The organism is Microbacterium sp. NPDC087592, assembly GCF_044743585.1.
Taxonomy (GTDB): Bacteria; Actinomycetota; Actinomycetes; order Actinomycetales; family Microbacteriaceae; genus Microbacterium.
Genome location: NZ_JBIUWT010000004.1, coordinates 120,323 through 140,341, shown reverse-complemented (window position 1 = coordinate 140,341; position 20,019 = coordinate 120,323). Strand labels below are relative to the sequence as shown.

Annotated in this window: 17 protein-coding genes and 1 tRNA gene; 7 read left to right on the top strand and 11 right to left on the bottom strand. The window is 68.2% G+C overall.

Annotated elements, in window-relative coordinates; genetic code table 11:
* Window position 1: 1 nt before the first annotated feature.
* Window positions 2–1,432 carry a bifunctional UDP-N-acetylglucosamine diphosphorylase/glucosamine-1-phosphate N-acetyltransferase GlmU gene (gene glmU, locus ACIOTO_RS18880; RefSeq protein WP_400859022.1) on the bottom strand — a complete coding sequence of 477 codons (1,431 nt, stop codon included), beginning with the start codon at window positions 1,430–1,432 and terminating at the stop codon, window positions 2–4.
* Window position 1,433: 1 nt separating this feature from the next.
* A tRNA-Gln gene (locus ACIOTO_RS18875) sits at window positions 1,434–1,505 on the bottom strand.
* A 39-nt stretch (window positions 1,506–1,544) separates the two neighbouring features.
* On the opposite strand from ACIOTO_RS18875, the gene ACIOTO_RS18870 reads away from it, so the two are divergent.
* The 3 genes from ACIOTO_RS18870 to ACIOTO_RS18860 are packed head-to-tail and all read left to right on the top strand — an operon-like array spanning window position 1,545 to window position 3,574.
* On the top strand, window positions 1,545–2,129 hold the full coding sequence (locus ACIOTO_RS18870; protein ID WP_400859020.1) for a GNAT family N-acetyltransferase: 585 nt from the start codon (window positions 1,545–1,547) through the stop codon (window positions 2,127–2,129).
* Between the two features lie 7 nt (window positions 2,130–2,136).
* Window positions 2,137–2,631 (top strand): MarR family winged helix-turn-helix transcriptional regulator, encoded by a 495-nt coding sequence (locus tag ACIOTO_RS18865; protein ID WP_372469380.1) that lies wholly within the window; start codon window positions 2,137–2,139, stop codon window positions 2,629–2,631.
* Window positions 2,632–2,650: 19 nt separating this feature from the next.
* On the top strand, window positions 2,651–3,574 hold the full coding sequence (locus tag ACIOTO_RS18860) for a pseudouridine synthase (protein ID WP_400859019.1): 924 nt from the start codon (window positions 2,651–2,653) through the stop codon (window positions 3,572–3,574).
* On the opposite strand, the gene ACIOTO_RS18855 is transcribed toward ACIOTO_RS18860, so the two are convergent.
* The 5 genes from ACIOTO_RS18855 to ACIOTO_RS18835 all read right to left on the bottom strand — a co-directional run bounded on the left by ACIOTO_RS18855 (window position 3,561) and on the right by ACIOTO_RS18835 (window position 10,008).
* The gene (locus ACIOTO_RS18855) at window positions 3,561–4,220 is read right to left on the bottom strand and encodes a methionine ABC transporter permease (RefSeq protein WP_400859017.1); all 660 of its coding nucleotides are present in this window, start codon (window positions 4,218–4,220) and stop codon (window positions 3,561–3,563) included. The genes ACIOTO_RS18860 and ACIOTO_RS18855 overlap by 14 nt on opposite strands.
* Window positions 4,220–5,263, bottom strand: coding sequence for a methionine ABC transporter ATP-binding protein (locus ACIOTO_RS18850; protein ID WP_400859015.1), 1,044 nt, complete (start codon window positions 5,261–5,263; stop codon window positions 4,220–4,222). Before ACIOTO_RS18850 ends, ACIOTO_RS18855 begins: the two co-directional genes overlap by 1 nt.
* Before the next feature lie 97 nt (window positions 5,264–5,360).
* Complete coding sequence (locus tag ACIOTO_RS18845; RefSeq protein ID WP_029262604.1) at window positions 5,361–6,272, bottom strand: MetQ/NlpA family ABC transporter substrate-binding protein; 912 nt, start codon at window positions 6,270–6,272, stop codon at window positions 5,361–5,363.
* A 103-nt stretch (window positions 6,273–6,375) separates the two neighbouring features.
* A complete protein-coding gene (locus tag ACIOTO_RS18840) occupies window positions 6,376–8,145 on the bottom strand; it encodes a Na+/H+ antiporter (RefSeq protein WP_400859013.1) in 1,770 nt (589 codons plus the stop codon).
* Window positions 8,146–8,184: 39 nt separating this feature from the next.
* Entirely contained in the window at window positions 8,185–10,008 is a 1,824-nt protein-coding gene (locus ACIOTO_RS18835; protein WP_400859012.1) for an ABC-F family ATP-binding cassette domain-containing protein, read from the bottom strand.
* Window positions 10,009–10,064: 56 nt separating this feature from the next.
* Between ACIOTO_RS18835 and ACIOTO_RS18830 the strand changes: the two genes are divergently transcribed.
* From ACIOTO_RS18830 to ACIOTO_RS18820, 3 genes are all read left to right on the top strand, one after another.
* Window positions 10,065–10,913 carry a spermidine synthase gene (locus tag ACIOTO_RS18830; protein ID WP_400859010.1) on the top strand — a complete coding sequence of 283 codons (849 nt, stop codon included), beginning with the start codon at window positions 10,065–10,067 and terminating at the stop codon, window positions 10,911–10,913.
* A 124-nt stretch (window positions 10,914–11,037) separates the two neighbouring features.
* Complete coding sequence (locus tag ACIOTO_RS18825; RefSeq protein ID WP_400859008.1) at window positions 11,038–12,399, top strand: DUF222 domain-containing protein; 1,362 nt, start codon at window positions 11,038–11,040, stop codon at window positions 12,397–12,399.
* A gap of 213 nt (window positions 12,400–12,612) precedes the next feature.
* Window positions 12,613–12,984 (top strand): hypothetical protein, encoded by a 372-nt coding sequence (locus ACIOTO_RS18820; protein ID WP_400859006.1) that lies wholly within the window; start codon window positions 12,613–12,615, stop codon window positions 12,982–12,984.
* 73 nt (window positions 12,985–13,057) lie between these two features.
* On the opposite strand, the gene ACIOTO_RS18815 is transcribed toward ACIOTO_RS18820, so the two are convergent.
* From ACIOTO_RS18815 to ACIOTO_RS18800, 4 genes are all read right to left on the bottom strand, one after another.
* The gene (locus ACIOTO_RS18815; protein ID WP_105710920.1) at window positions 13,058–14,176 is read right to left on the bottom strand and encodes a sugar-binding protein; all 1,119 of its coding nucleotides are present in this window, start codon (window positions 14,174–14,176) and stop codon (window positions 13,058–13,060) included.
* Between the two features lie 61 nt (window positions 14,177–14,237).
* Entirely contained in the window at window positions 14,238–15,605 is a 1,368-nt protein-coding gene (gene mmsB / locus ACIOTO_RS18810) for a multiple monosaccharide ABC transporter permease (protein ID WP_029262610.1), read from the bottom strand.
* The gene (mmsA, locus tag ACIOTO_RS18805; protein WP_205829065.1) at window positions 15,602–17,122 is read right to left on the bottom strand and encodes a multiple monosaccharide ABC transporter ATP-binding protein; all 1,521 of its coding nucleotides are present in this window, start codon (window positions 17,120–17,122) and stop codon (window positions 15,602–15,604) included. The genes mmsB and mmsA overlap by 4 nt, the downstream gene beginning before the upstream one ends.
* Before the next feature lie 154 nt (window positions 17,123–17,276).
* Entirely contained in the window at window positions 17,277–18,290 is a 1,014-nt protein-coding gene (locus ACIOTO_RS18800; RefSeq protein WP_029262612.1) for a LacI family DNA-binding transcriptional regulator, read from the bottom strand.
* Between the two features lie 180 nt (window positions 18,291–18,470).
* Here ACIOTO_RS18800 and ACIOTO_RS18795 point away from each other — a divergent pair, with 180 nt between their 5' ends.
* Window positions 18,471–19,955, top strand: a complete 1,485-nt coding sequence (locus ACIOTO_RS18795) for an amidohydrolase family protein (protein ID WP_400859003.1) — start codon at window positions 18,471–18,473, stop codon at window positions 19,953–19,955.
* Window positions 19,956–20,019: the final 64 nt, after the last annotated feature.

Genomic DNA, 20,019 nt, shown 5'->3' with positions numbered 1-20,019 from the left:
CCTATTCCGCCGAATTCTCGCGGGACGCAGCATCCGCCGCGCCCGTCCCTGCTCTGTTCTTCGCGACCCAACCTTCGATGTTGCGCTGGGGTGCGACGGTCATGGCCAGCGCTCCGGCCGGGACATCCTTGCGGACGACCGCGCCGGCGCCGGTCTTCGCGCCAGCTCCCAGCCTAACGGGCGCGACGAGCACCGTGTGCGAGCCGGTGTGCACCTCGTCGCCGATCTCGGTGCGGTGCTTGTTCACGTCGTCGTAGTTCGCCGTGATGGTGCTCGCACCGAGGTTGACACCGCGGCCGATCGTGGCGTCGCCGACGTAGGAGAGATGCGGGACCTTGCTGCCCTCGCCGATCTCGGCGTTCTTCGTCTCGACGTAGGCGCCGATCTTGCCCTTGGCGCCCAGGACCGTGCCGGCCCGGAGGAACGAGAACGGGCCGACGGTGGCCTCCGCACCGATCACGGCGAGGGTGGCGTCGGTGCGACGGACGGTCGCGTCCTCGCCGACCTCGCAGTCGACGAGGGTCGTGTCCGGTCCGATCACGGCGCCGGAGGCGATGACCGTGGCACCCAGGATGTGGGTGTTCGGCAGGAGGGTGACGTCGGGCGAGAGCTTCGCGTCGTCGTCGATCCAGGTGGTGGCCGGGTCGATGACGGTGACGCCCTCGAGCTGCCAGCGGCGCACGATGCGCTGGTTGAGCAGGCGACCGACCTCGGCCAGCTGTGCGCGGTCGTTCACTCCGAACGTCACCGCGATGTCGGAGACGACGGATGCCGCCACCCGGTCGCCGTCGCGACGGAGCATCCCCGGCACGTCGGTCAGGTACATCTCGCCCTGTGCATTGTCGACGCCGACCCGCGGCAGGTAGGTGCGCAGGGTCTCGGCGCGGAACACGTACATCCCGGCGTTGATCTCGCGGACCGCGGCCTCTTCGGCGCTCGCATCCTTCTGCTCCACGATGCGGTCGACACCGCCGTCGGCGTCGCGGACCACGCGGCCGTAACCGGTCGGGTCGTCGAGCAGTGCCGTCATCAGCGTCGCCGGAGCGCCCGACGCGCGGTGCTCCGCCACGAATGCCGAGAGGGTGTCGGCGTCGGCGAGCGGGCAGTCTCCGGAGAGGACGAGCACGTCGCCGTCGAAGTCCTCGGGGAGCGCGTCGACCGCCACCTGCACGGCCCGCCCGGTTCCGGGTACCTCGTCCTGGTCGACGAACACCGCGTCGGGGTAGTCCTTGGTGAGTGCGGCGACCACCTGATCGCGCTCGTGCCGCACGACCACCTCGACGTGCGCGGCCTGCAGCCGCCCTGCGGTGGTGAGCACATGCCCCACCAGAGGGCGCCCGCCGATCGGGTGCAGCACCTTGGGCAGACGCGACTTCATGCGCGTGCCCTGGCCTGCAGCGAGGACGATGATGGCGAGATTGTTCCCAGTCATGCTCCGCCGCCAGGACTCGAACCTAGACCTAACAGCTCCAAAGGCTGTCGTGCTGCCATTACACCACGGCGGACCGCGCCGCCCAGGAGGGCACCGCGGGGTCAAGTCTGCCATGCTCCGGCCTGTGTTCCGATGTGCGCGGATGCCGCCCCTCCCGCGCCGTCATGGTTCGGAAACACGGCTCTGGGATGCTGGCACCATGAGCATCGTGATCGAAAGGGTCGAGACGGCGACCCCCGCCCTCGCAGAATTCCTGGTCGCCCACCACGCCGAGCTGGAGCACACCGCGCCCGCGGAGAGCCGTCATGCGCTGGTCTTCGAGCGCCTGCTCGCTCCCGGTGTCCGGCTGTTCGCCGGCTCGATCGACGGCCGCCCGGTCGCCACCGGCGCGCTGGCCACGGTCGAAGACGGCCACGAGGAGCTCAAGTCGATGCGCACGGATCCGGCCCTGCGCGGCCGCGGACTCGGGAAATCGATGCTGGCCTTCCTCCTCGCCGATGCGCAGGAGCGCGGCATCCGTCGACTCTCGCTCGAGACCGGCAGCGACGACTTCTTCATCCCGGCACGCGCGATGTACGCGGCGGCGGGCTTCCGCGAGTCAGGCCCGTTCGGCCGCTACCTCCCCGACCCGTACAGCGCCTTCATGACCCTCGAGCTGCCCGTGGTGTCCGTCACCCCCGACCCGCACACGCGATAATGGGCGGATGAGCGAGGTGGATGAGGTCGACCGGATCGTCGGCGCGTGGAACACCCAGCGTCCCGACCTCGACTTCTCCCCCCTCGAGGTGCTCTCGCGGATGGACCGCCTCTCGCGCCATCTGGACCGCGCCCGCCGCGACGTGTTCCGTCGCAGCGACCTGGAGCACTGGGAGTGGGATGTGCTCTCGGCGCTGCGCCGCGCGGGAACGCCGTTCCAGCTCTCCCCCAAGCAGCTGCTGCAGCAGACCCTGGTCTCGAGCGGCACGATGACCAACCGGATCGACCGGCTCGTCGGCCGCCGCTTCGTGCGCCGCGAGGCCGACCCCGGCGACGGGCGCAGTGTGCTCGTGACGCTGACCGACGACGGGCGCATCCGCGTGGATGCCGCCATCACCCGCCTCGTCGACGTGGAGGCCGACCTGCTGCAGGCGCTCTCCCGCTCGGACCGGGATCGCCTCGCCGGGCTGCTGCGCAAGCTGAGTCTGAGCTTCGACACGTGAGCGGCTGCGCCTGATGGGCATGCCCTCTCCCCTCCCGGTGCGCGACGGCGTCGGAGCGACCCGACTGCACGTGCCGCTCACCGGCTCCTGGCCGACGGTCGCCGCGTACATGGTCGAGCGCTTCTTCCACCTCGATCCGGAGCGTCTGCTCGAACGGTTCGACCGCGGCGACATCGTCCGGGCCGACGGGTCGCCCGTCCCCCGCGATGCACCGCTCGGCAGCGTCGAGTTCGTCTGGTACTACCGCGAACCCGCCGTCGAGACCCGGATGCCGTTCGAGATCGAGATCCTGCACCGGGACGACCATCTCGTGGTGGTCGACAAGCCGCACTTCCTGCCCACCACCCCCGGCGGCAAGTTCCTGCAGAACTCGGCCCTGGTGCGGCTGCGCAACCTGCTCGACAATGCCGACCTCGCGCCGATCCACCGCCTCGATCGAGCGACGGCCGGACTGCTGATGTTCTCGACGCGCCCCGCGACCCGCGGCGCCTACCAGCTGCTCTTCGAGAAGCGGCAGGTGCAGAAGGTCTACGAAGCGGTCTCCGAGCTCCCAGGGAACGGGACGCTCCCGTCGTTTCCCGTCGTGTACCGCAACAACATCGAGAAGCTCCGCGGTCAGGTGCGCGTGCAGGTCGATGAGTCCAAGGAGCCGAACTCCGAGACCCTGGTCGAGCTGATCCATGCCGACGACCGCGTGGTGCACACGCTGCTGCGACCGCACAGCGGCAAGATGCACCAGCTTCGGGTGCATCTCGCCGCCCTCGGCATCGGCATCCTGAACGACCGCTTCTACCCCGAGCTGCAGGAAGACCGGCCGGACGACTACAACCGACCGCTGCAGCTGCTGGCGCGCGAGCTGCGCTTCGTGGACCCGATCAGCGGGCAGGACCGGGTGTTCACCACGCGCCGCACCCTGCAGGAAGCACCCGTCAGCGACGCATGACCTTGCGGGCCAGGCGCGTGCCGAGCATCTGCACCAGGTGCACGAACACCACGATCAGGACGATCGCCGCCCACATGACGAGCGGCTCGAACTGCCGGAAGCCGTAGATCTGCGCGAACGCACCGAGCCCGCCCCCGCCGACGAGGCCCGCCATGGCCGTCATGTCGATCAGCGCCACGAGGATGAACGTGTAGCCGAGGATGAGCGGACCGAGCGACTCCGGGATGGCCACGGTGAAGAGGATGCGCCAGGGGCCGGCACCCATCGCCCGCGCCGCCTCGATGACTCCGGGAGAGACCGAGACGAGGTGCTGCTCCACGATGCGCCCGATCGCGAACGCGGCGGCGAGACCGATGATGAAGGCCCCGGCCGTCGTGCCGATGCCCACGCCCACGACCGCGCGCGCCAGCGGCTGCGCGACCACGAGGAAGATGACGAACGGGATCGGGCGGAAGAAGTTCACCACGAGGTTCGCGAGCACCGAGATGACCCGGTTCTGTGCGAGACCACCGGGGCGCGTGACGTACAGGACGATGCCGATCGCCAGCCCGAGGATGCCGCCGAGCACCAGCGCGAACGACGTCATGTACAGGGTCTCGAGTGCGGCCGCCCAGAACTCGGGCCACAGTTCGTTCAGACGCTCCATCAGCGGGCCTCCTCTGCGGCGATCTCGGTCACTTCGACGCGTTCGGCGATGCGGGCGAGCGCACCGTCGATCGCTGCGGCGTCACCACGGATCGCGAGCGTCAGATGCCCGAAGGCGCGCCCGCGGATGTCGTTGATCCCGCCGAAGACGAGCTCGAAGTCGAGGCCGGCACCGGCGAGGTCGAGGAACACCTGCGCCTGCGACGAGTCGCCGTCGCGGAACGAGAACGTCACCAGGCGGCCCCGGTGCCGCTCGCGGAGCACCGCGAGTTCGGCCGGCGACGGCACGCCCTTCACGACCGTGCCGACGAAGCGCTGGGATGCCGGGTTCTGCGGAGCGGAGAAGACGTCGAACACGTCGCCGTGCTCGATCACGCGGCCGTTCTCCATGACCGCGACCTTGGTGGCGATGGTCTGGATGACGTCCATCTCGTGCGTGATGATCACGATCGTGACGCCCTGCTCCTGGTTGACCCGCTTGAGCAGGTCGAGCACCTCGTGCGTGGTCTGCGGGTCGAGGGCGCTGGTGGCCTCGTCGGCGAGGAGGATCGCGGGGCCCGTCGCGAGGGCCCGTGCGATGCCGACGCGCTGCTTCTGACCGCCCGAGAGCTGTTCGGGGTAGGCCTTGGCCTTGTCGGCGAGGCCGACGAACGACAGCAGCTCGGCGACCCGCTTCTCGATGTCGTCCTTGGACCAGCCGGCGAGCTTGAGCGGGTAGGCGATGTTGGCCCTGACGCTCCGCGAGGAGAACAGGTTGAACTGCTGGAAGATCATCCCGATGCCGCCGCGGACCCTGCGCAGCTCGCTCTCCTTGAGCGCGGTGATGTCGACGCCGTCCACCGTGATGGTGCCGCTCGTGGCCGGCTCGAGGGCGTTGATCAGCCGCACGAGCGTGGACTTGCCGGCACCCGAGTATCCGATGATGCCGAAGACGTCGCCCTTCTCGATCTCGAGGCTGACGTCGTCCACGGCGACGACCTCTGACCCCTCACGGGTGCGGGGCGGATAGGTCTTGGAGACGTTCGTCAGGGTGACGATCGGCATGGGCTGCTCCGGTCTGCTTCGGGAACGAAGAATCGGGTGACGCTTCTCGCGGCACCCGATTCTCCCTCATCGGACGAAAGGGGGTTTCCCCGTCGTCCTACTTCTTCGAGTCCGCGTCCTTCTGGACCTTCTCGAGCGACGCGACGAGGTCCTCGACCGGGGTCTGCAGCGCCACGGCGGTGTCGCCCGAAGACTTCAGCAGACCCTTCTGGACGTCTTCATTCGTCTGGAAGATCTCGACGAGCTTGAGGTACGTCTCGTTGTCGGCGTCCTCGGCCCGCGCGGCGAAGATGTTCACGTACGGCAGCGCGCCGGCATCCTCGGGGTCGTCCTGGGCGATCGCGTCCTCGAACGAGAGGCCGGCGGGCTCCACGAAGTCGTTGTTGATGATCGCGGCGGCGACGTCGGGCAGCGACGTCGGGACGATCGCGGCCTCCAGCGCCTTGACCTTGACCTCGGACTTCTCGGTGTCCACGTCGGCGAGGTCGGAGTACGGGGTGCCACCGCTCTTCAGCTCGATGAGGCCGGCCTGCTGCAGCACGTTCAGCGCGCGGGCCTGGTTCGAGGCGTCGTCCGGGACGGCGACGGTCTCGCCCTTCGGGATGTCCTTCACGTCGTCGTACTTGGTCGAGTACAGACCGAGCGGGTAGATCGCGGTCGACCCGATCGGGGTCAGGTCCGCACCCGAGGCGTTGTTGTACTCCGCGAGGTACACGATGTGCTGGAACTGGTTCAGGTCGATCTCACCCTCGGTGAGCGCCGGATTGGGCTGCTCGTAGGAGCCGAAGTCGACCAGCTCGACGGTGATGCCCTCCTCGGCTGCGGCATCGACGAATGCGGGCCACTGCTCATCGCCCTTGCCGACGACGCCGATCTTCACGACCTCGTCCTCGGTCGAGCCCGCGCTGCCGGAACCGGCTTCGGAGGATGCCGTCGCGCAGCCTGCGAGCGCGACGAAGAGCGGGACCGCGGCGAGCGCGGCGATGACGGAAGTGGTGCGGCGTGACATGGGAAGGAGTTCCTCTCGTGGGGGGACTCGAATACGTTAGGCAGGCACCATCGAACGTGCGGAATCGAGTCGTCACACGGCGTCACAGCCCGATCGGCGCAGGTCAGTCGAACTCCTCGATCCCCTGCAGACGCACCTGCTCGAGGTCGAGGCGGGCCGAGATGCGGCGCACGACGAGGTCGTCGACCGTCCCCGCACCGCGCAAACCCAGGAGCACCTCGCGCTTGCGGTCGATGAGGGCGAGCTTGAGGCGCGTGTGCTCCTCGTGCCGGATCAGCGGCGAGCGCTGCGCGAGGTCGACGTCGGCCGAGGTCGCGATCATCTGCAGGACCGTCCCGTCGGTGCCATCGGGCCCCGTGGCCTGATCCACTCCCCCGCTCGGTGCCGGATCTTCGTCGGTCGGATCGGTGGTTCCGGCGCTCAGCGGATCGGGCTCGCCGAGCATCTCGTCCAGCGCGTCGGCCTCCGCGTCGACGATCGCCTGCTCGCGCGCCAGCGTGCGCGCGTTCGCGAACTCGAGCATCGCGTATCCCTCGGTGCGCACACGGTCGCGGACCTCCTGCCCGATGCCGTGCTCGGCGGCGAGCTCGTCGAGGGCCGCGAGCGCCGCACCCGAGATCGCCCGCTCGGCGAGCTCGTACTCCTCGTCCTCGACATGGTCGGCGGGGAACCGCGCCCAGCGCACGAGTGCGGGGAGCATCGGGGCCTGCACGAGCAGGCTCAACAGGATTACCCCTGCCGTGACGAACACGATCTCGTCACGTCCGGACACCACCCCGCCCTCGGTGATCGTGGCGGGGACCGACAGCGCGATCGCGAGCGAGACCGCACCGCGCATGCCGGCCATGGTCGACACGACGCGCGCCCGCGACCGGGCTCCCCGCGCCGGACGCCCACCGGTCTGGCGCTGGAAGAGCACGTTCAGCACCTGGAACACGTAGCGCACGACCAGGAGGGTCGCCCACACCGCGAGCGTGATCAGCACGAGCCGGCCGATCGCCGCCGCCGAGATCTCGTGCACGACGTACTGCACCTCGAGGCCGATCAGCACGAACAGCGCGCCGTTGAGCAGGAAGACTCCGAACGGCCAGGCCGCATCGGCCTGTCGGCGGGAGGACGCCGTCGTCACGCGCGGCGACACGTAGGCGACGATGAGCCCGGCGACGACGACCGCGAGAACGCCGGAGGCGTGCACCATCTCGGCAGCCAGGAACGCCGTGAACGGGATCAGCAGCAGCGCCACGTTGATCACGATCGTCGAGGATGTGCGCCGCAGCAGCAGGTATCCGAGGCCGGCGATCACGACACCGGCGGCTATCCCGCCGACGTAGGAGATGAGGACGTCGACCGTGACCGACAGTGGGGTGATCTGACCGCCGAGCGCGAGCGAGACCGCGATCGCGTACAGCACGAGCGCCGTGCCGTCGTTGGTGAGGCTCTCGGCCTTCAACTTCATGAACGTGCGGCGCGGCAGCAGCCGTCCGAGCGCCGCCACAGCGGTGGCATCCGGCGGTGCGACGGCGGCCCCCAGGATGAGCGCGATCTCCCACGGCATCCCGAACAGCACGCCGATGCCGGCGACCGCGAAGGCCGACGCGACCACGAGGACCGTGCTCATCGGGAGGATGTAGCGGAAGTCGCGGCGGATCGAGCGCAGCGACGTCGTGAGACTCTCCCAGAACAGGATCACCGGGAGGAACAGCAGCAGCACCGTCTCGGGCGGCAGCTGCACTTCACGCAGCGGCGGGATGAAGCCGAGCAGCAGTCCGAAGATAACCAGGACGAGGGGCAGCGCGAGACGCACGCGCGGGGCGATCAGGGTTCCGACGAGAATCGTGAGTCCGAGCAGGACGGTTACTTCGAGGCCTTCCATCCCTACCTCCCAACACGTCAGGAGAAGGATATTCCTCGGTCAGCCGATCTCCTCGGTGAGTTCGAACCAGCGCAGCTCCAACTCCTCGATCTCGGCCTGCTGATCGCTGATCTTCTTCATGCGATCGCCGAGTCCCGCGTAGTCGGCCTGGTCGTGATCGGCGAGCGCGGTCTTGGCGGCATTGACCTGCTGAGTCAGCTTCTGGATGCGCCGCTCGAGGGAGGAGATCTCCTTCTGCGCTGTGCGGAGAGCCGCACCGTCGAGACCTGAGGCGGTTGCCGTCGCCGTCGCCGTGGCTGCCGACGTCGCGGTCTGTTTCGAGCCCGCCGACGCCTGCAGGTGGCGCAGTCGCAGGTACTCGTCGACGCCACCGGGAAGGTGCCGCAGGTGGCCGTCGAGGATCGCGTACTGCTGGTCGGTGACACGCTCCAGGAAGTACCGGTCGTGGCTGACGACCAGGAGCGTGCCCGACCATGAGTCGAGCAGGTCTTCGATGGCGGCGAGCATGTCGGTGTCGAGGTCGTTGGTCGGCTCGTCGAGGATCAGCACGTTGGGCTGGTCGAGCAGCACGAGCAGCAGCTGCAGACGGCGCTGCTGACCACCCGAGAGGTCCTTGACCGGGGTGGAGAGCTGGGCGGAGTCGAACCCGAGGCGCTCGAGCAGCTGTCCGGGCGTGAGGTCCTGCGCCTTCGAGCCGGCACCCATCGAGTACGAGGTGCGCAGCCCCGAGATGATCACGCGCACCGGGTCCTTCCAGTGCTGGGTGAGCTCGTCGAGCCGCTGGGTGAGGGTCTGCACCTTCACGGTCGTGCCGCGCTTGACCCGGCCGACCGTGGGTTCGACGGTGCCGGAGATGAGCCCGAGGAGTGTGGACTTGCCGGCGCCGTTCACCCCGAGGATGCCGGTGCGCTCCCCCGGCGCGATGCGCCACTCGATGTCGCGGAGCACGACCTTCTCGCCGCCGTCCGCCGTCGGGTAGGTCACGCCGACGTCGAGCAGGTCGACCACGTCCTTGCCGAGGCGCGAGACGGCCAGCGACTGCAGCGACACCTTGTCGCGGATCTCGGGCACGTCGGCGATGAGCTCGTTGGCCGCGTCGATGCGGAACTTCGGCTTCGCCGTGCGGGCGGGAGCACCGCGCCGGAGCCAGGCGAGCTCTTTCTTGGCCAGGTTCTGTCGCTTCGCCTCGGTCGCCGCCGCCATCCGGTCGCGCTCCACGCGCTGCAGGATGTACGCCGCGTAGCCGCCCTCGAAGGGCTCGACGATGCGGTCGTGCACCTCCCAGGTCTCGGTGCAGATCTCGTCGAGGAACCACCGGTCGTGGGTCACGACCATGAGCGCGCCCGAGTTCTGCGACCAGCGCTTCTTGAGATGCGCGGCGAGCCACGTGATCGCCTCGACGTCGAGGTGGTTGGTGGGCTCGTCGAGGGCGATGACGTCCCAGTCGCCGGTGAGCAGCTTCGCGAGCGACACCCGGCGCCGCTGGCCACCGCTGAGCGAGCCGATCTCGGCATCCCACGGCAGATCGGTGAGGAGGCCGTCGATCACGTCGCGGATGCGCGCGTCGCCCGCCCACTCGTACTCCGGGGTGTCGCCGACGACGGCGGCGCTGATCGTGAGGTCGTCCGGCAGGTTGTCGGCCTGGTCGAGCACGCCGATCCGCGTGCCGCCGCGCACCGTGACGCGGCCGGAGTTCGGCTCCTTGATGCCGGCGAGCATGCCGAGGAGGCTGGACTTCCCGTCGCCGTTGCGGCCGACGATGCCGATGCGGTCACCCTCTTCGATGCCGAGGGTCACGGAGTCGAAGACGACCCTGGTCGGATATTCGAGGTGCAGGGCTTCAGCCCCGAGAAGATGTGCCATGTTCCTTCCAGGGTAGCCGCGCGCGATGGGTACGGCGGCCAGCCTAAAATCGACGGGTGCCAAGTAAACGCCGGGTGTTCTCGCTCATGCTCGACGATCGCAAGGCGAAGCTGGTGCAATCGCGAAGGCGACCAGGTCGCTACGAGCTCAGCGTCGACGGGATCCCGCAGTCCGTCGTGTCGATGACGGATCCCACCGAACTCGAATACGCCTACACCCAGCACATCGCCAGGGCGATGGATGCCGCGGCCGAGCCCGGTGCACCGCTGTTCACCGTGCATCTGGGAGCCGGAGCACTCACGCTGGCCCGCTATGTCGAGGCCACGCGTGCCGGCTCACCCCAGCTCGTGGTCGAGTTCGAGCCCGCTCTCTACGACGCGGTGATCGCCGCGCTGCCCCTGCCCCCGGGCGCTGATGTGCGGGTCATCTTCGGCGATGCGCGAGCGGTCGCCGACGCGGAGCTCCCGGACGAGTGGGCGGATGCCCGCTTCACCGTGGTCGACCTCTGGGATGCCGCCGTCATCCGACATCGGGTGGCCAGTCAGGAGTTCTACCGCCGGGTCGCCGCGCGCTCCGCCGCAGACGGCGTCGTGGCGGTGAACCTGCTCGACGGGCATCCGTTCGAGTACTCACGGCGACAGGCGGCCACGCTGAGCACCGTGTTCGATCACGTCGCCGTCGTCCTCGACGCCGAACCGGACGATGACGAAGGGCCGCTCGGCAACGTCGTCGTCTTCGCGAGCGATGAGCCACTCGACGTCGTGACGACTCCAGACCTTCTCGGCACGCCGCGACCGCACATGCTCCATGACGATGAGCTGACGTCGTGGATCGCCGACGCGCGCATCATGACCGACGTCGACGGCACGGACTCCCCCGACCCGGACGACCCGATCTGGGATTAGCGCTCAGCCCGACGGGGCCCGGTCCGTCGGGCTGCGACAACGGGCGGAGACAACGGCCGAATCGGATGCCGGAATCCCGGTGAACATAGTTTCGAATGTCGGTGGTCCGTGATGGACTGAAGTCATGACAGCACTGCTCGATGCGACCGATTCCCAGATGGCGATGCTCGCCGATCTGGTGGCGTCGCTCGAGGCGGCAGAGGCGACGCTGAGCAGCATGCACGCGGCCCGAGACGGCATGCTCGCGATGGCCGGGCGCCTGGCGATCGACATCGCCCGCGAGGCCGCGCATCCCGATCAGGGCGACATGGCCATCCGCACGGTGGCGGCCGAGATCGGGGCCGCGCAGCACCTGAGCGACCGCACGATCGAGCGGCGGATGGCAGAGGCCTCCTGGCTCGTCGAGCACTTCCCGACGGCGTGGGCGGCACAGGGCGAGGGGCGCATCAGCGGCGCGCATGCGCGGGTGATCGTCGATGCGGGTGCCCATCTCGACGATGCGGCCGACCGGCGGGCCTACGCCGCCGAAGCGGTGGCGATCGCCGAGACCGAGACGCCGAACCGACTGCGGCGGCTCGCGCGACGCCTGGCCGAGCGGTTCCAGGAGCGCACGGTCACCGAACGGCACCGCGATGCCCGAGAGCTGCGGCGGGTATGCGTGAAGGACCTCGACGACGGCATGGCCGAACTCGGCGCGCGTGGCCCTGCGGCGCTCGTGCACGGCATGTTCGACCGGCTCTCGCAGATGGCGCATGCAGTGAAGAAAGACAATGCCCGAGCGGCGAGAGATGCTGGCTCCGATGGCCCTCCGGCAGACGAGCGCACGGTCGACCAGTTGCGGGCCGACCTGCTCGCCGACCTCCTGCTCACGGGAACGCCCGCGGGACACGACACGACCGACGGGCTGCTCGGCGAGATCCAGGCACGCATCGAGGTCTCCGTGCCGGTGATGTCACTGATGGGCGATGACCTCCACTCCTCGGAACCATCTCTCACCGGCGATGACGGCGGCGACTCCTTTCGACACGAGACACCGCCGCCCGCCCTGCTCGACGGCACGACGCCGATCGATATCACGACCGCCCGCAGGCTGGCCGGCTCCGCCGTGGGCTGGGATCGCGTGCTGACGCATCCGATCTCCGGCGCGCTGCTCGTCGTCGACCGCTACCGGCCGAGCGAGCAGTTGCGACGGCATCTGCGCGCACGGGATCAGCGGTGCCGGTTCCCCGGGTGCGGGATCGGAGCGCGGAAGTGCGATCTCGACCACAATCACGCGGCCTCGATCGGAGGCGCGACCACAGATGTGAACCTCGCGGCGTTCTGCCGACGACATCACATGCTCAAACACCACTCCCCCTGGCACGTCGAACAGCGTGCGGGCGGCGTGCTGGAGTGGACGAGCCCGACCGGGCGCTCGTACGTCGACCGACCGCCTCCCCAGAACACGGTGACGTTCACGGAATCGGCAGTTCCGGTTCCGTTCTGAGGCGCGCTTCAAGCAACCCGGTTTCATCGTCCGATCACGAATAGGGTGTGGTCGTGAAGGAATCAATGGATCACGATCACGCAGCATTCGCAGGTGTTCGTGACCGGACGGAGCGAGGATGCTGCGTGTTCGTGAACGGCCTCCCCGGATCCGGCAAGTCGACGTACGCCCGGAGCTTCGTGAAGGGCCGACGCTGAGGTCCAGCCGCTCGCGTTGGCGGTCCTCCGGGCACACATCGCGTCCGGCGGGAACGTCATCTTCCCCCAGCTCTTCTACGCGCCCGAAGAAGCCTCCGAGTTCGAAGCGGCCGTCGTGGACGCTGGCGGAACTGTTCTGCGCACAGTGCTCCGTGAAGAAGTCGCCGAATGCTGGCGTCGCGTAGAGAAACGGGCTCAGCACGTTCCCACCGAATCCGTCGAAAGCCGCATCCTCCAGCTGCTCATCAAAGCCGGCGGAGTGATCGAGCTGGAACGGATCGAGAAGCAGCTGTCCGCCTGGTCGGATCTCGCAGACCCACCCGTGGCTCTCACCTCGGCGACAACGTACGAAGAGCTCGCGGCGCTCGCGCGCGCTAAACGCGGATGACAACGACGAACCGCCCGGACCCGAAGGCCCGGACGGTTCGCGCGTCCCTGAGGACTGTTAGATCACTGCGGTATTACTGGTACGACTTCACGATCTCGAGGAGGCTCGGGACGTTGGCGTACGCCTCGGCCGCGTTCTCCTTCGTGACGATGACCGGCGGCAGCAGGAACGCGGGAACGACCTTCACGCCGTTGTCGTACTGCTCTTCGTCGTTCACGTCGACCTCTTCGCCCTTCTGGAGCTGGCCGACCATCTTGATCGACTGCTCGACGAGGAGCGTGGTGTCCTTGTTGATCGTGGAGTACTGGATGCCCTCCATGATCGACTTCACCGACTCGACCTCGGAGTCCTGGCCGGTGACGACCGGGACATCCTTGCCCGCACCCTGCACCGAGGTGATGATGGCGCGAGCGAGCGTGTCGTTCGGGGACAGGACGCCGTCGAGCGCCTCAGAGCTGTAGGTCGACGTGAGGATCGAGTCCATGCGGCGCTGGGCGTTCTCGGCCTTCCAGCCCTCGGTCGCCGTCTGGGCGATCTCGGTCTGACCCGAGACGACCTTCAGGGTGCCGTCGTCGATCTTCGGCTGGAGGACCTCCATGGCGCCGTTGAAGAACACCGCGGAGTTCGCGTCATCCGGCGAGCCCGAGAACAGCTCGATGTTGTACGGGGCCTCGTGGCCCGCACGCTCGGCGAGACCATCGAGCAGAGCCTGACCCTGGAGCTTGCCGACCTCGAAGTTGTCGAACGCGACGTAGTAGTCGACGGCCTCCGTGTTCTCGATCAGACGGTCGTACGCGATGACCGCGACGCCGGCGTCGCGGGCGGCCTCGACCTGCGTCGCGAGCTGCTTGCCGTCCTTGGCTCCAATGATGATGACCTTGGCGCCACCGGTGACCATCGCCTGGATCTGGTTCTGCTGCTCGGCGACCGTGTTGCTGGCCGGCGCGTACTGCACGTCGGCCTTGAACCCGGCCTTCTTGAGCCCGTCCGTGAACAGCTGACCGGCGAGGACCCAGTTCTCCGAGGTCTTGTCCGGAAGGGCGACACCGATCGTGGCGTCTGCGGCGAAGCCTGCTGCCGCCTCGTCGCCACCATCGGCGCCGGTGTCTCCGCCACGCTCCGAGGAGCAGCCGGTGAGGGCGAAAGCGCCCACGGCGACGATCGCTGTCGCCGTAAGAAGCATCTTCTTCATGTGATCTCTTTCTCTGGTGTGTGTAGGTCTCGACGCGTGTGCGTGCGCAGTGAGACCCCTACTATCCGCGCGTCTCGTCGACGGCGGGGGCTTCGTACTTCTGGTTGGTGGGGTAGTTCGCCTTCGGGTCGAAGGTGTCGGTCATCGGATCCTCCTTGCGGCCGAAGCGACGCGTGAGGAAGCCGGTGATCGACGGGCGGCCCTGCTGCTTGTTCCAGACGTCGACACCGACGGCGAACAGGAGCACGAGGCCCTTGATCATCGAGACCACGTCGGCACCGGCGCCCAGCAGCGCGAGACCGTTGTTCAGGAACGCCATCACGAGACCACCGATGATCGAGCCGATCACGGTTCCGATACCGCCCGAGACGGCCGCGCCACCGATGAAGACCGAGGCGATCGCATCCAGCTCCCAGCCGTTGCCGTCCTGCGGCCCCGAGGCCGTGGCCCTGGCGACATAGATCATGCCGGCCAGCGAGGCGAGCACCGACATGTTCATCATCACGAAGAAGTCGACCCAGCGGTCCTTCACACCCGACAGGCGCGCGGCCTGGCGGTTGCCGCCGACAGCGTAGATGTGGCGGCCGAACACGGTGTTGTTCGTGATGAACGAGTAGAGGATGACGAGGGCGAGCAGGATGATGCCCGAGATCGGGAAGCTGGTGCCCTCACGGCCGGTGGCGAACAGCCATCCCGCGACGAGGATCACGACCGAGATCAGCACGACCTTGGTGACGCTCACCCACAACGGCGCCATGTCGGCACCCATCTTGTGCTGGATGCGACGGGTGCGGATCTCCCAGAACACGATCCACGCGACGCCGAGCAGGGCGAGCAGCATGGTGAAGACGTTGAAGGGCACGGGGATGAACGACAGCTCGGGCAGGTAGCCGGCGCCGATGACCTTGAAGCCCTGCGGGACGGGGATCGACTGCGAGTCGCCGACCCACTGGTTCGCACCACGGAAGAACAGCATGCCCGCCAGCGTCACGATGAACGCCGGTACCCCGACATACGCCACCCAGAACCCTTGCCAGGCACCGACGAGCACGCCGACGCCGAGACCGAGGAGCACGCCGAGCGGCCAGGGGAGATTCCAGTCGGCCATGGCCTTCGCGACCACGATGCCGGTGAACGCGGCGACCGAGCCGACCGACAGGTCGATGTGACCCATGATGATGACCATCACCATGCCGATCGCGAGGATCAGGATGTACGAGTACTGGTTGACGACGTTGATCAGGTTGCCGGACGAGAGCGTGAGGCCGGTGCCCTTGAAGATCCAGGTCAGCACCTGGAAGACGACCAGGATCACGACGAGGCTGCCGAGGATGCCGAACTGGCGGAGGGTCGACTGGCCGCCCCCGAACATCTTCGTGATGTCCTTGAAGTGGAAGCCGCGCTTCGTTGCGGTGGTGTCGGTGGTCATGCGGATGCTTTCTGGTTCGTCGAGGTCATGCTGCGCATGAGGTCCTCGGGTGTCGCCTGGTCGGCCGGGATGCAGTCGGTGACCCGACCTTCGAAGACGGTGTAGATGCGGTCGGAGATGCCGAGCAGCTCGGGCAGCTCGCTGGAGATGACGATGACGCCCTTGCCCTGTGCCGCGAGCTGGTTGATGATCGCGTAGATCTCGTACTTCGCTCCGACGTCGATGCCGCGGGTCGGCTCGTCGAGGATCAGCAGGTCGGGGTCGGTGAACATCCACTTCGCCAGCACGACCTTCTGCTGGTTTCCGCCGGACAGCTTGCCGACCCCCTCCTCGACCGAGGGCGTCTTGATGCGCAGGGCCTTGCGGTAGTCCTCCGCCACGGCGAACTCGGCGCGCGCATCGACGACGCCGCGCTTGGCGATCTTGGAGAGCTTGGCGGCGACGACCGAGCGCTTGATGGTGTCGAGCAGGTTGAGCCCGAGCACCTTGCGGTCCTCGCTGACGTACGCCAGGCCGTGCTTGATCGCGGACGAGACGTCGTGGAGCGCGACCTCCTGGCCGTCCTTGATCAGGGTGCCGGAGAGGAAGTTGCCGTAGGAGCGACCGAAGATGCTCATGGCGAACTCGGTGCGCCCGGCGCCCATGAGCCCGGCGATGCCGACGACCTCGCCGCGGCGGACGTTGATGTTCGAGCCCTTGACGACCATGCGCTCCGGGACGGTCGGATGCTGCACCCACCAGTCCTTGACCTCGAAGAACACCTCGCCGATCTCGGGCGTGCGGTCGGGGTACCGGCTCTCGAGCGAGCGGCCGACCATGCCGCGGATGATCCGGTCCTCGTTGATCTCGCCGCGGGAGATGTCGAGCGTCTCGACCGTGCGGCCGTCGCGGATGATCGTGATCTCATCGGCGATCTGCTCGATCTCGTTGAGCTTGTGGCTGATCATGATCGACGCGATGCCCTTGGCCTTGAGGCCGAGGATCAGGTCGAGCAGGTGCTGGGAGTCGTTCTCGTTGAGCGCGGCGGTCGGCTCGTCGAGGATCAGGAGCTTGACCTCTTTGTTGAGCGCCTTCGCGATCTCGATCAGCTGCTGCTTGCCGACGCCGAGGGTCTTGATCTGCGCGTCCGGGTCCTCACTCAGCCCGACGCGGGCGAGGAGCTCGATCGTGCGCTCCTTCTGCGCCTGCCAGTCGATGCGTCCGCCGCGGGAGATCTCGTTGCCGAGGAAGATGTTCTCGGTGACCGAGAGCTCGGGGATGAGCGCGAGCTCCTGGTGGATGATCGCGATGCCGGCCTGCTCGCTGGCGACGATGTCCTTGAAGCGCTGCTCCTCGCCGTACAGCAGGATCTCACCCTCGTAGGTCCCGTACGGATACACCCCGGAGAGGACCTTCATCAGGGTCGACTTCCCGGCGCCGTTCTCCCCGCAGATCGCGTGGATCTCGCCGGCGCGGACGGTGATGGAGACATCGGCCAGCGCCTTGACCCCCGGGAACTCCTTGGTGATGCTACGCATCTCCAGGATCGGGCCTGACACAGTCGGCAACGTTGCAGTGGTGCTCACGGATCATTCCTCGCGACGTGCGGTCACCTTCAATGTGACCGTTCACATCGATATATCGTCGTCTTCTGCTGGACCGCTGTCAAGTCCGCGCCGGGATTTCGTGTCGCTACCGTGATGCAGCGGATTCGCGCGCGCGCAGGATCGTCTGCAGCGGGCCGAACTCCGGCACCTGCTCACCACGGATCTGCGCGAGCAGGATGCGCACGGCTCGGCGCCCGAGCTCGGGGAAGTCCTGGTGCACGGTGCTGAGCGACGGAGCCACATGCGCCGCGACGGGGATGTCGTCGAAACCGATCACACTCACGTCGTGCGGGACGCGTATCCCCGAGTCGCGGAAACCGTGCATCAGCCCGATCGCCATGAGGTCGTTCGCGGCGAACACGGCGGTGAAGTCGCGGCGGAGGGCGAGCTCCTTGCCCGCGAAGTACCCGAAGTCCGCGGTCCAGTCGCCGCGGATCGGCGGGAACGTGGGCAGATCGGCCTCGCGCAGTCCGTCGAGGTAGCCGCGCATGCGCGACTCGGCCTCGATCCAGTCCTGAGGTCCAGCCAGGTGCAGGATGTCGCTGTGACCGAGCGAGATCAGGTGCTCCGTCGCCGCTCTGGCACCGGCGACCTGGTCGGCGGACAGGCTCACCCCGTCCGAGCCGGATGCCGTCTGCAGCGTGACGAACGGCATGTCGACGGACATGCCGCGAAGGACATGGAACACCCGCACCTGCGGCGCGAGCACCACGATCCCGTCGACCTGCTCGCGCGAGAGCTGCCGCACCGCGTTGCCGATCGCCTCCGGACTCGTCGCGGGGAGGTTCAGGGTCGAGACCGAGTACCCCTCCTCGCGCGCTGCATCCTCGATCCCGGCGATGGATGACGTCGGACCGAACTCCCCGATGGTCGCCGAGAGGATCCCCAGCATGTTCGACTTGCTGGTGACCAGCGCCCTGGCCGCGAGATTCGGCCGGTAGTCGAGCACGGCGATCGCGTCGAGGACCTTGGCCTTCGTCTCGGGACGGATGCTCGGATGATCGTTCAGCACCCGGGACACGGTCTGATGGGAGACTCCCGCGAGCCGTGCGACGTCGCGGATGCTGGGCAGCCGCGCACGCTCGGAGGCGGTGGACATCACTTGCCTCCTCGCGTGTGCACGGTCACATCGTCACTTCATTATGTCTGCTGGGACGCGCGCACGCACCTCTCGCCGACCGTCGCCGCGCGTCGCCGGTTGTGCGGGAGCACGGGAACGTACACCCGGTTTCGTCGGACTGCACCGGAACGGCCTCCCCCAGCATGGCATCGTGACCACGTGGACACTCTGCTGCGCGGCGGGCGCGTCATCGACCCGAAGACCGGATCCGACCGGATCGCCGACCTCCTGATCACAGAGGGACGGGTGGCCGCCGTCGGTGATGCACTCACGGCACCGGTGGATGCCGACGTCGTCGACGCCAGGGGTCTCATCGTCGGCCCCGGCTTCGTCGACCTGCACAGCCACGTGCACTCGATCGCCGGACAGCGTCTGCAGGCGATGGACGGCGTCACCACCGCACTCGACCTCGAAGCGGGCCTCATGCCGATCGCCGAGGCTCTCGCACGCGCCGCGGCAGACGGCCGCCCCCTGAACTACGGATTCTCCGCCTCCTGGTCGCAGGCACGGGCGTACGCGCACCTCGACCGGGTGCCCGTCGCCGACTTCGCCGCGTCGATGGACCTGCTCGGCACGCCCGAGTGGCAGCGCGCCTCCTCCCCCGCCGAACGCCGCCGCTGGCTGAGCCTGCTCGAGGACGAGCTCGGTGCCGGCGCCCTCGGGATCGGTGTGCTCATGGGCTACGCGCCCCGCTCCGACCCGGACGAGTATCTGGAGCTCTCCCGGCTGGCCGCGGCCGCACATGCCCCGACGTTCACGCACGTGCGCGAGCTGATCGAAGCCGACCCCCGCACGCCGATCGACGGGTCGGAGGAGCTCGTCCGCGCGGCCGCCGAGACCGGTGCCGCCATGCACCACTGCCACGTGAACAGCACGTCGCTGCGCCACATCGACCGCGTGCTGGCCCTGCTCGACCGCAGCCGCGCGGCGGGCTCCCGCGTGACGGTCGAGGCCTATCCCTACGGCGCGGGCAGTACCGCGATCGGCGCGTTCTTCCTCGCTCCGGAGAAGCTCAAGGGACTCGGGATCACCCCGAGCTCGCTCGTGCTCGTCGACACCGGCGAGCGCATCGCCGACGAGGCCCGGCTGCGCGAGGTGCGCGCGACGGACCCCGGCGCCGCGTGCATCGTGACGTTCCTCGACGAAGCCGATCCCCTCGACCGCGCGCACCTGGACCGCGCCCTCGCCTACCCCGATTCGATCGTCGCGAGCGATGCGATGCCGATCTCCTGGGCGGCAGCCGACGGTCGGACCGTGTACGAGCAGCGCGACTGGCCCCTGCCGTCCGGCGGGCACACGCATCCGCGCACGGCCGGGACGTTCACGAAGTCGCTGCGTCTCATGGTGCTCGAGAGCGACACGTGGACCTGGCCGGAGGCCTTCCGTCGCTGCTCATTCCTTCCGGCGCGGGTGCTCGACGAGGTCTCCTCGGGCATGCGGGGCAAGGGGCATCTCGCTGTCGGAGCCGATGCCGACATCGTGGTCCTCGATCCGGCGACCCTCACCGACCGGGCGACCTACTCCGACCCGACCCGGCCCTCGCGGGGCATCCGCTACCTGTTTGTGCACGGCACCCCCGTCGTGCACGCCGGGGAGATCGTGACCGAGGCCCTGCCGGGGCGCCCCGTACGAGGGAACGTCTGAGGCATCGATCCTTCGTCCGGGCGAACCAAGGTCCGCGCAAGTCTCGTCGCCCGACACCAACGGG

Excerpts from the sequence above, each read along its gene's own strand:
- ACIOTO_RS18855 (WP_400859017.1), bottom strand. The coding sequence starts at position 4,220 with ATGGAGCGTCTGAACGAACTGTGGCCCGAGTTCTGGGCGGCCGCACTC.
- ACIOTO_RS18825 (WP_400859008.1), top strand. The coding sequence starts at position 11,038 with ATGACAGCACTGCTCGATGCGACCGATTCCCAGATGGCGATGCTCGCC.
- mmsB (WP_029262610.1), bottom strand. The coding sequence starts at position 15,605 with ATGACCACCGACACCACCGCAACGAAGCGCGGCTTCCACTTCAAGGAC.
- ACIOTO_RS18850 (WP_400859015.1), bottom strand. The coding sequence starts at position 5,263 with ATGCCGATCGTCACCCTGACGAACGTCTCCAAGACCTATCCGCCCCGC.
- ACIOTO_RS18860 (WP_400859019.1), top strand. The coding sequence starts at position 2,651 with ATGCCCTCTCCCCTCCCGGTGCGCGACGGCGTCGGAGCGACCCGACTG.
- glmU (WP_400859022.1), bottom strand. The coding sequence starts at position 1,432 with ATGACTGGGAACAATCTCGCCATCATCGTCCTCGCTGCAGGCCAGGGC.
- ACIOTO_RS18865 (WP_372469380.1), top strand. The coding sequence starts at position 2,137 with ATGAGCGAGGTGGATGAGGTCGACCGGATCGTCGGCGCGTGGAACACC.
- ACIOTO_RS18870 (WP_400859020.1), top strand. The coding sequence starts at position 1,545 with ATGCTCCGGCCTGTGTTCCGATGTGCGCGGATGCCGCCCCTCCCGCGC.
- ACIOTO_RS18815 (WP_105710920.1), bottom strand. The coding sequence starts at position 14,176 with ATGAAGAAGATGCTTCTTACGGCGACAGCGATCGTCGCCGTGGGCGCT.
- ACIOTO_RS18840 (WP_400859013.1), bottom strand. The coding sequence starts at position 8,145 with ATGGAAGGCCTCGAAGTAACCGTCCTGCTCGGACTCACGATTCTCGTC.
- mmsA (WP_205829065.1), bottom strand. The coding sequence starts at position 17,122 with ATGCGTAGCATCACCAAGGAGTTCCCGGGGGTCAAGGCGCTGGCCGAT.
- ACIOTO_RS18835 (WP_400859012.1), bottom strand. The coding sequence starts at position 10,008 with ATGGCACATCTTCTCGGGGCTGAAGCCCTGCACCTCGAATATCCGACC.
- ACIOTO_RS18800 (WP_029262612.1), bottom strand. The coding sequence starts at position 18,290 with ATGTCCACCGCCTCCGAGCGTGCGCGGCTGCCCAGCATCCGCGACGTC.
- ACIOTO_RS18845 (WP_029262604.1), bottom strand. The coding sequence starts at position 6,272 with ATGTCACGCCGCACCACTTCCGTCATCGCCGCGCTCGCCGCGGTCCCG.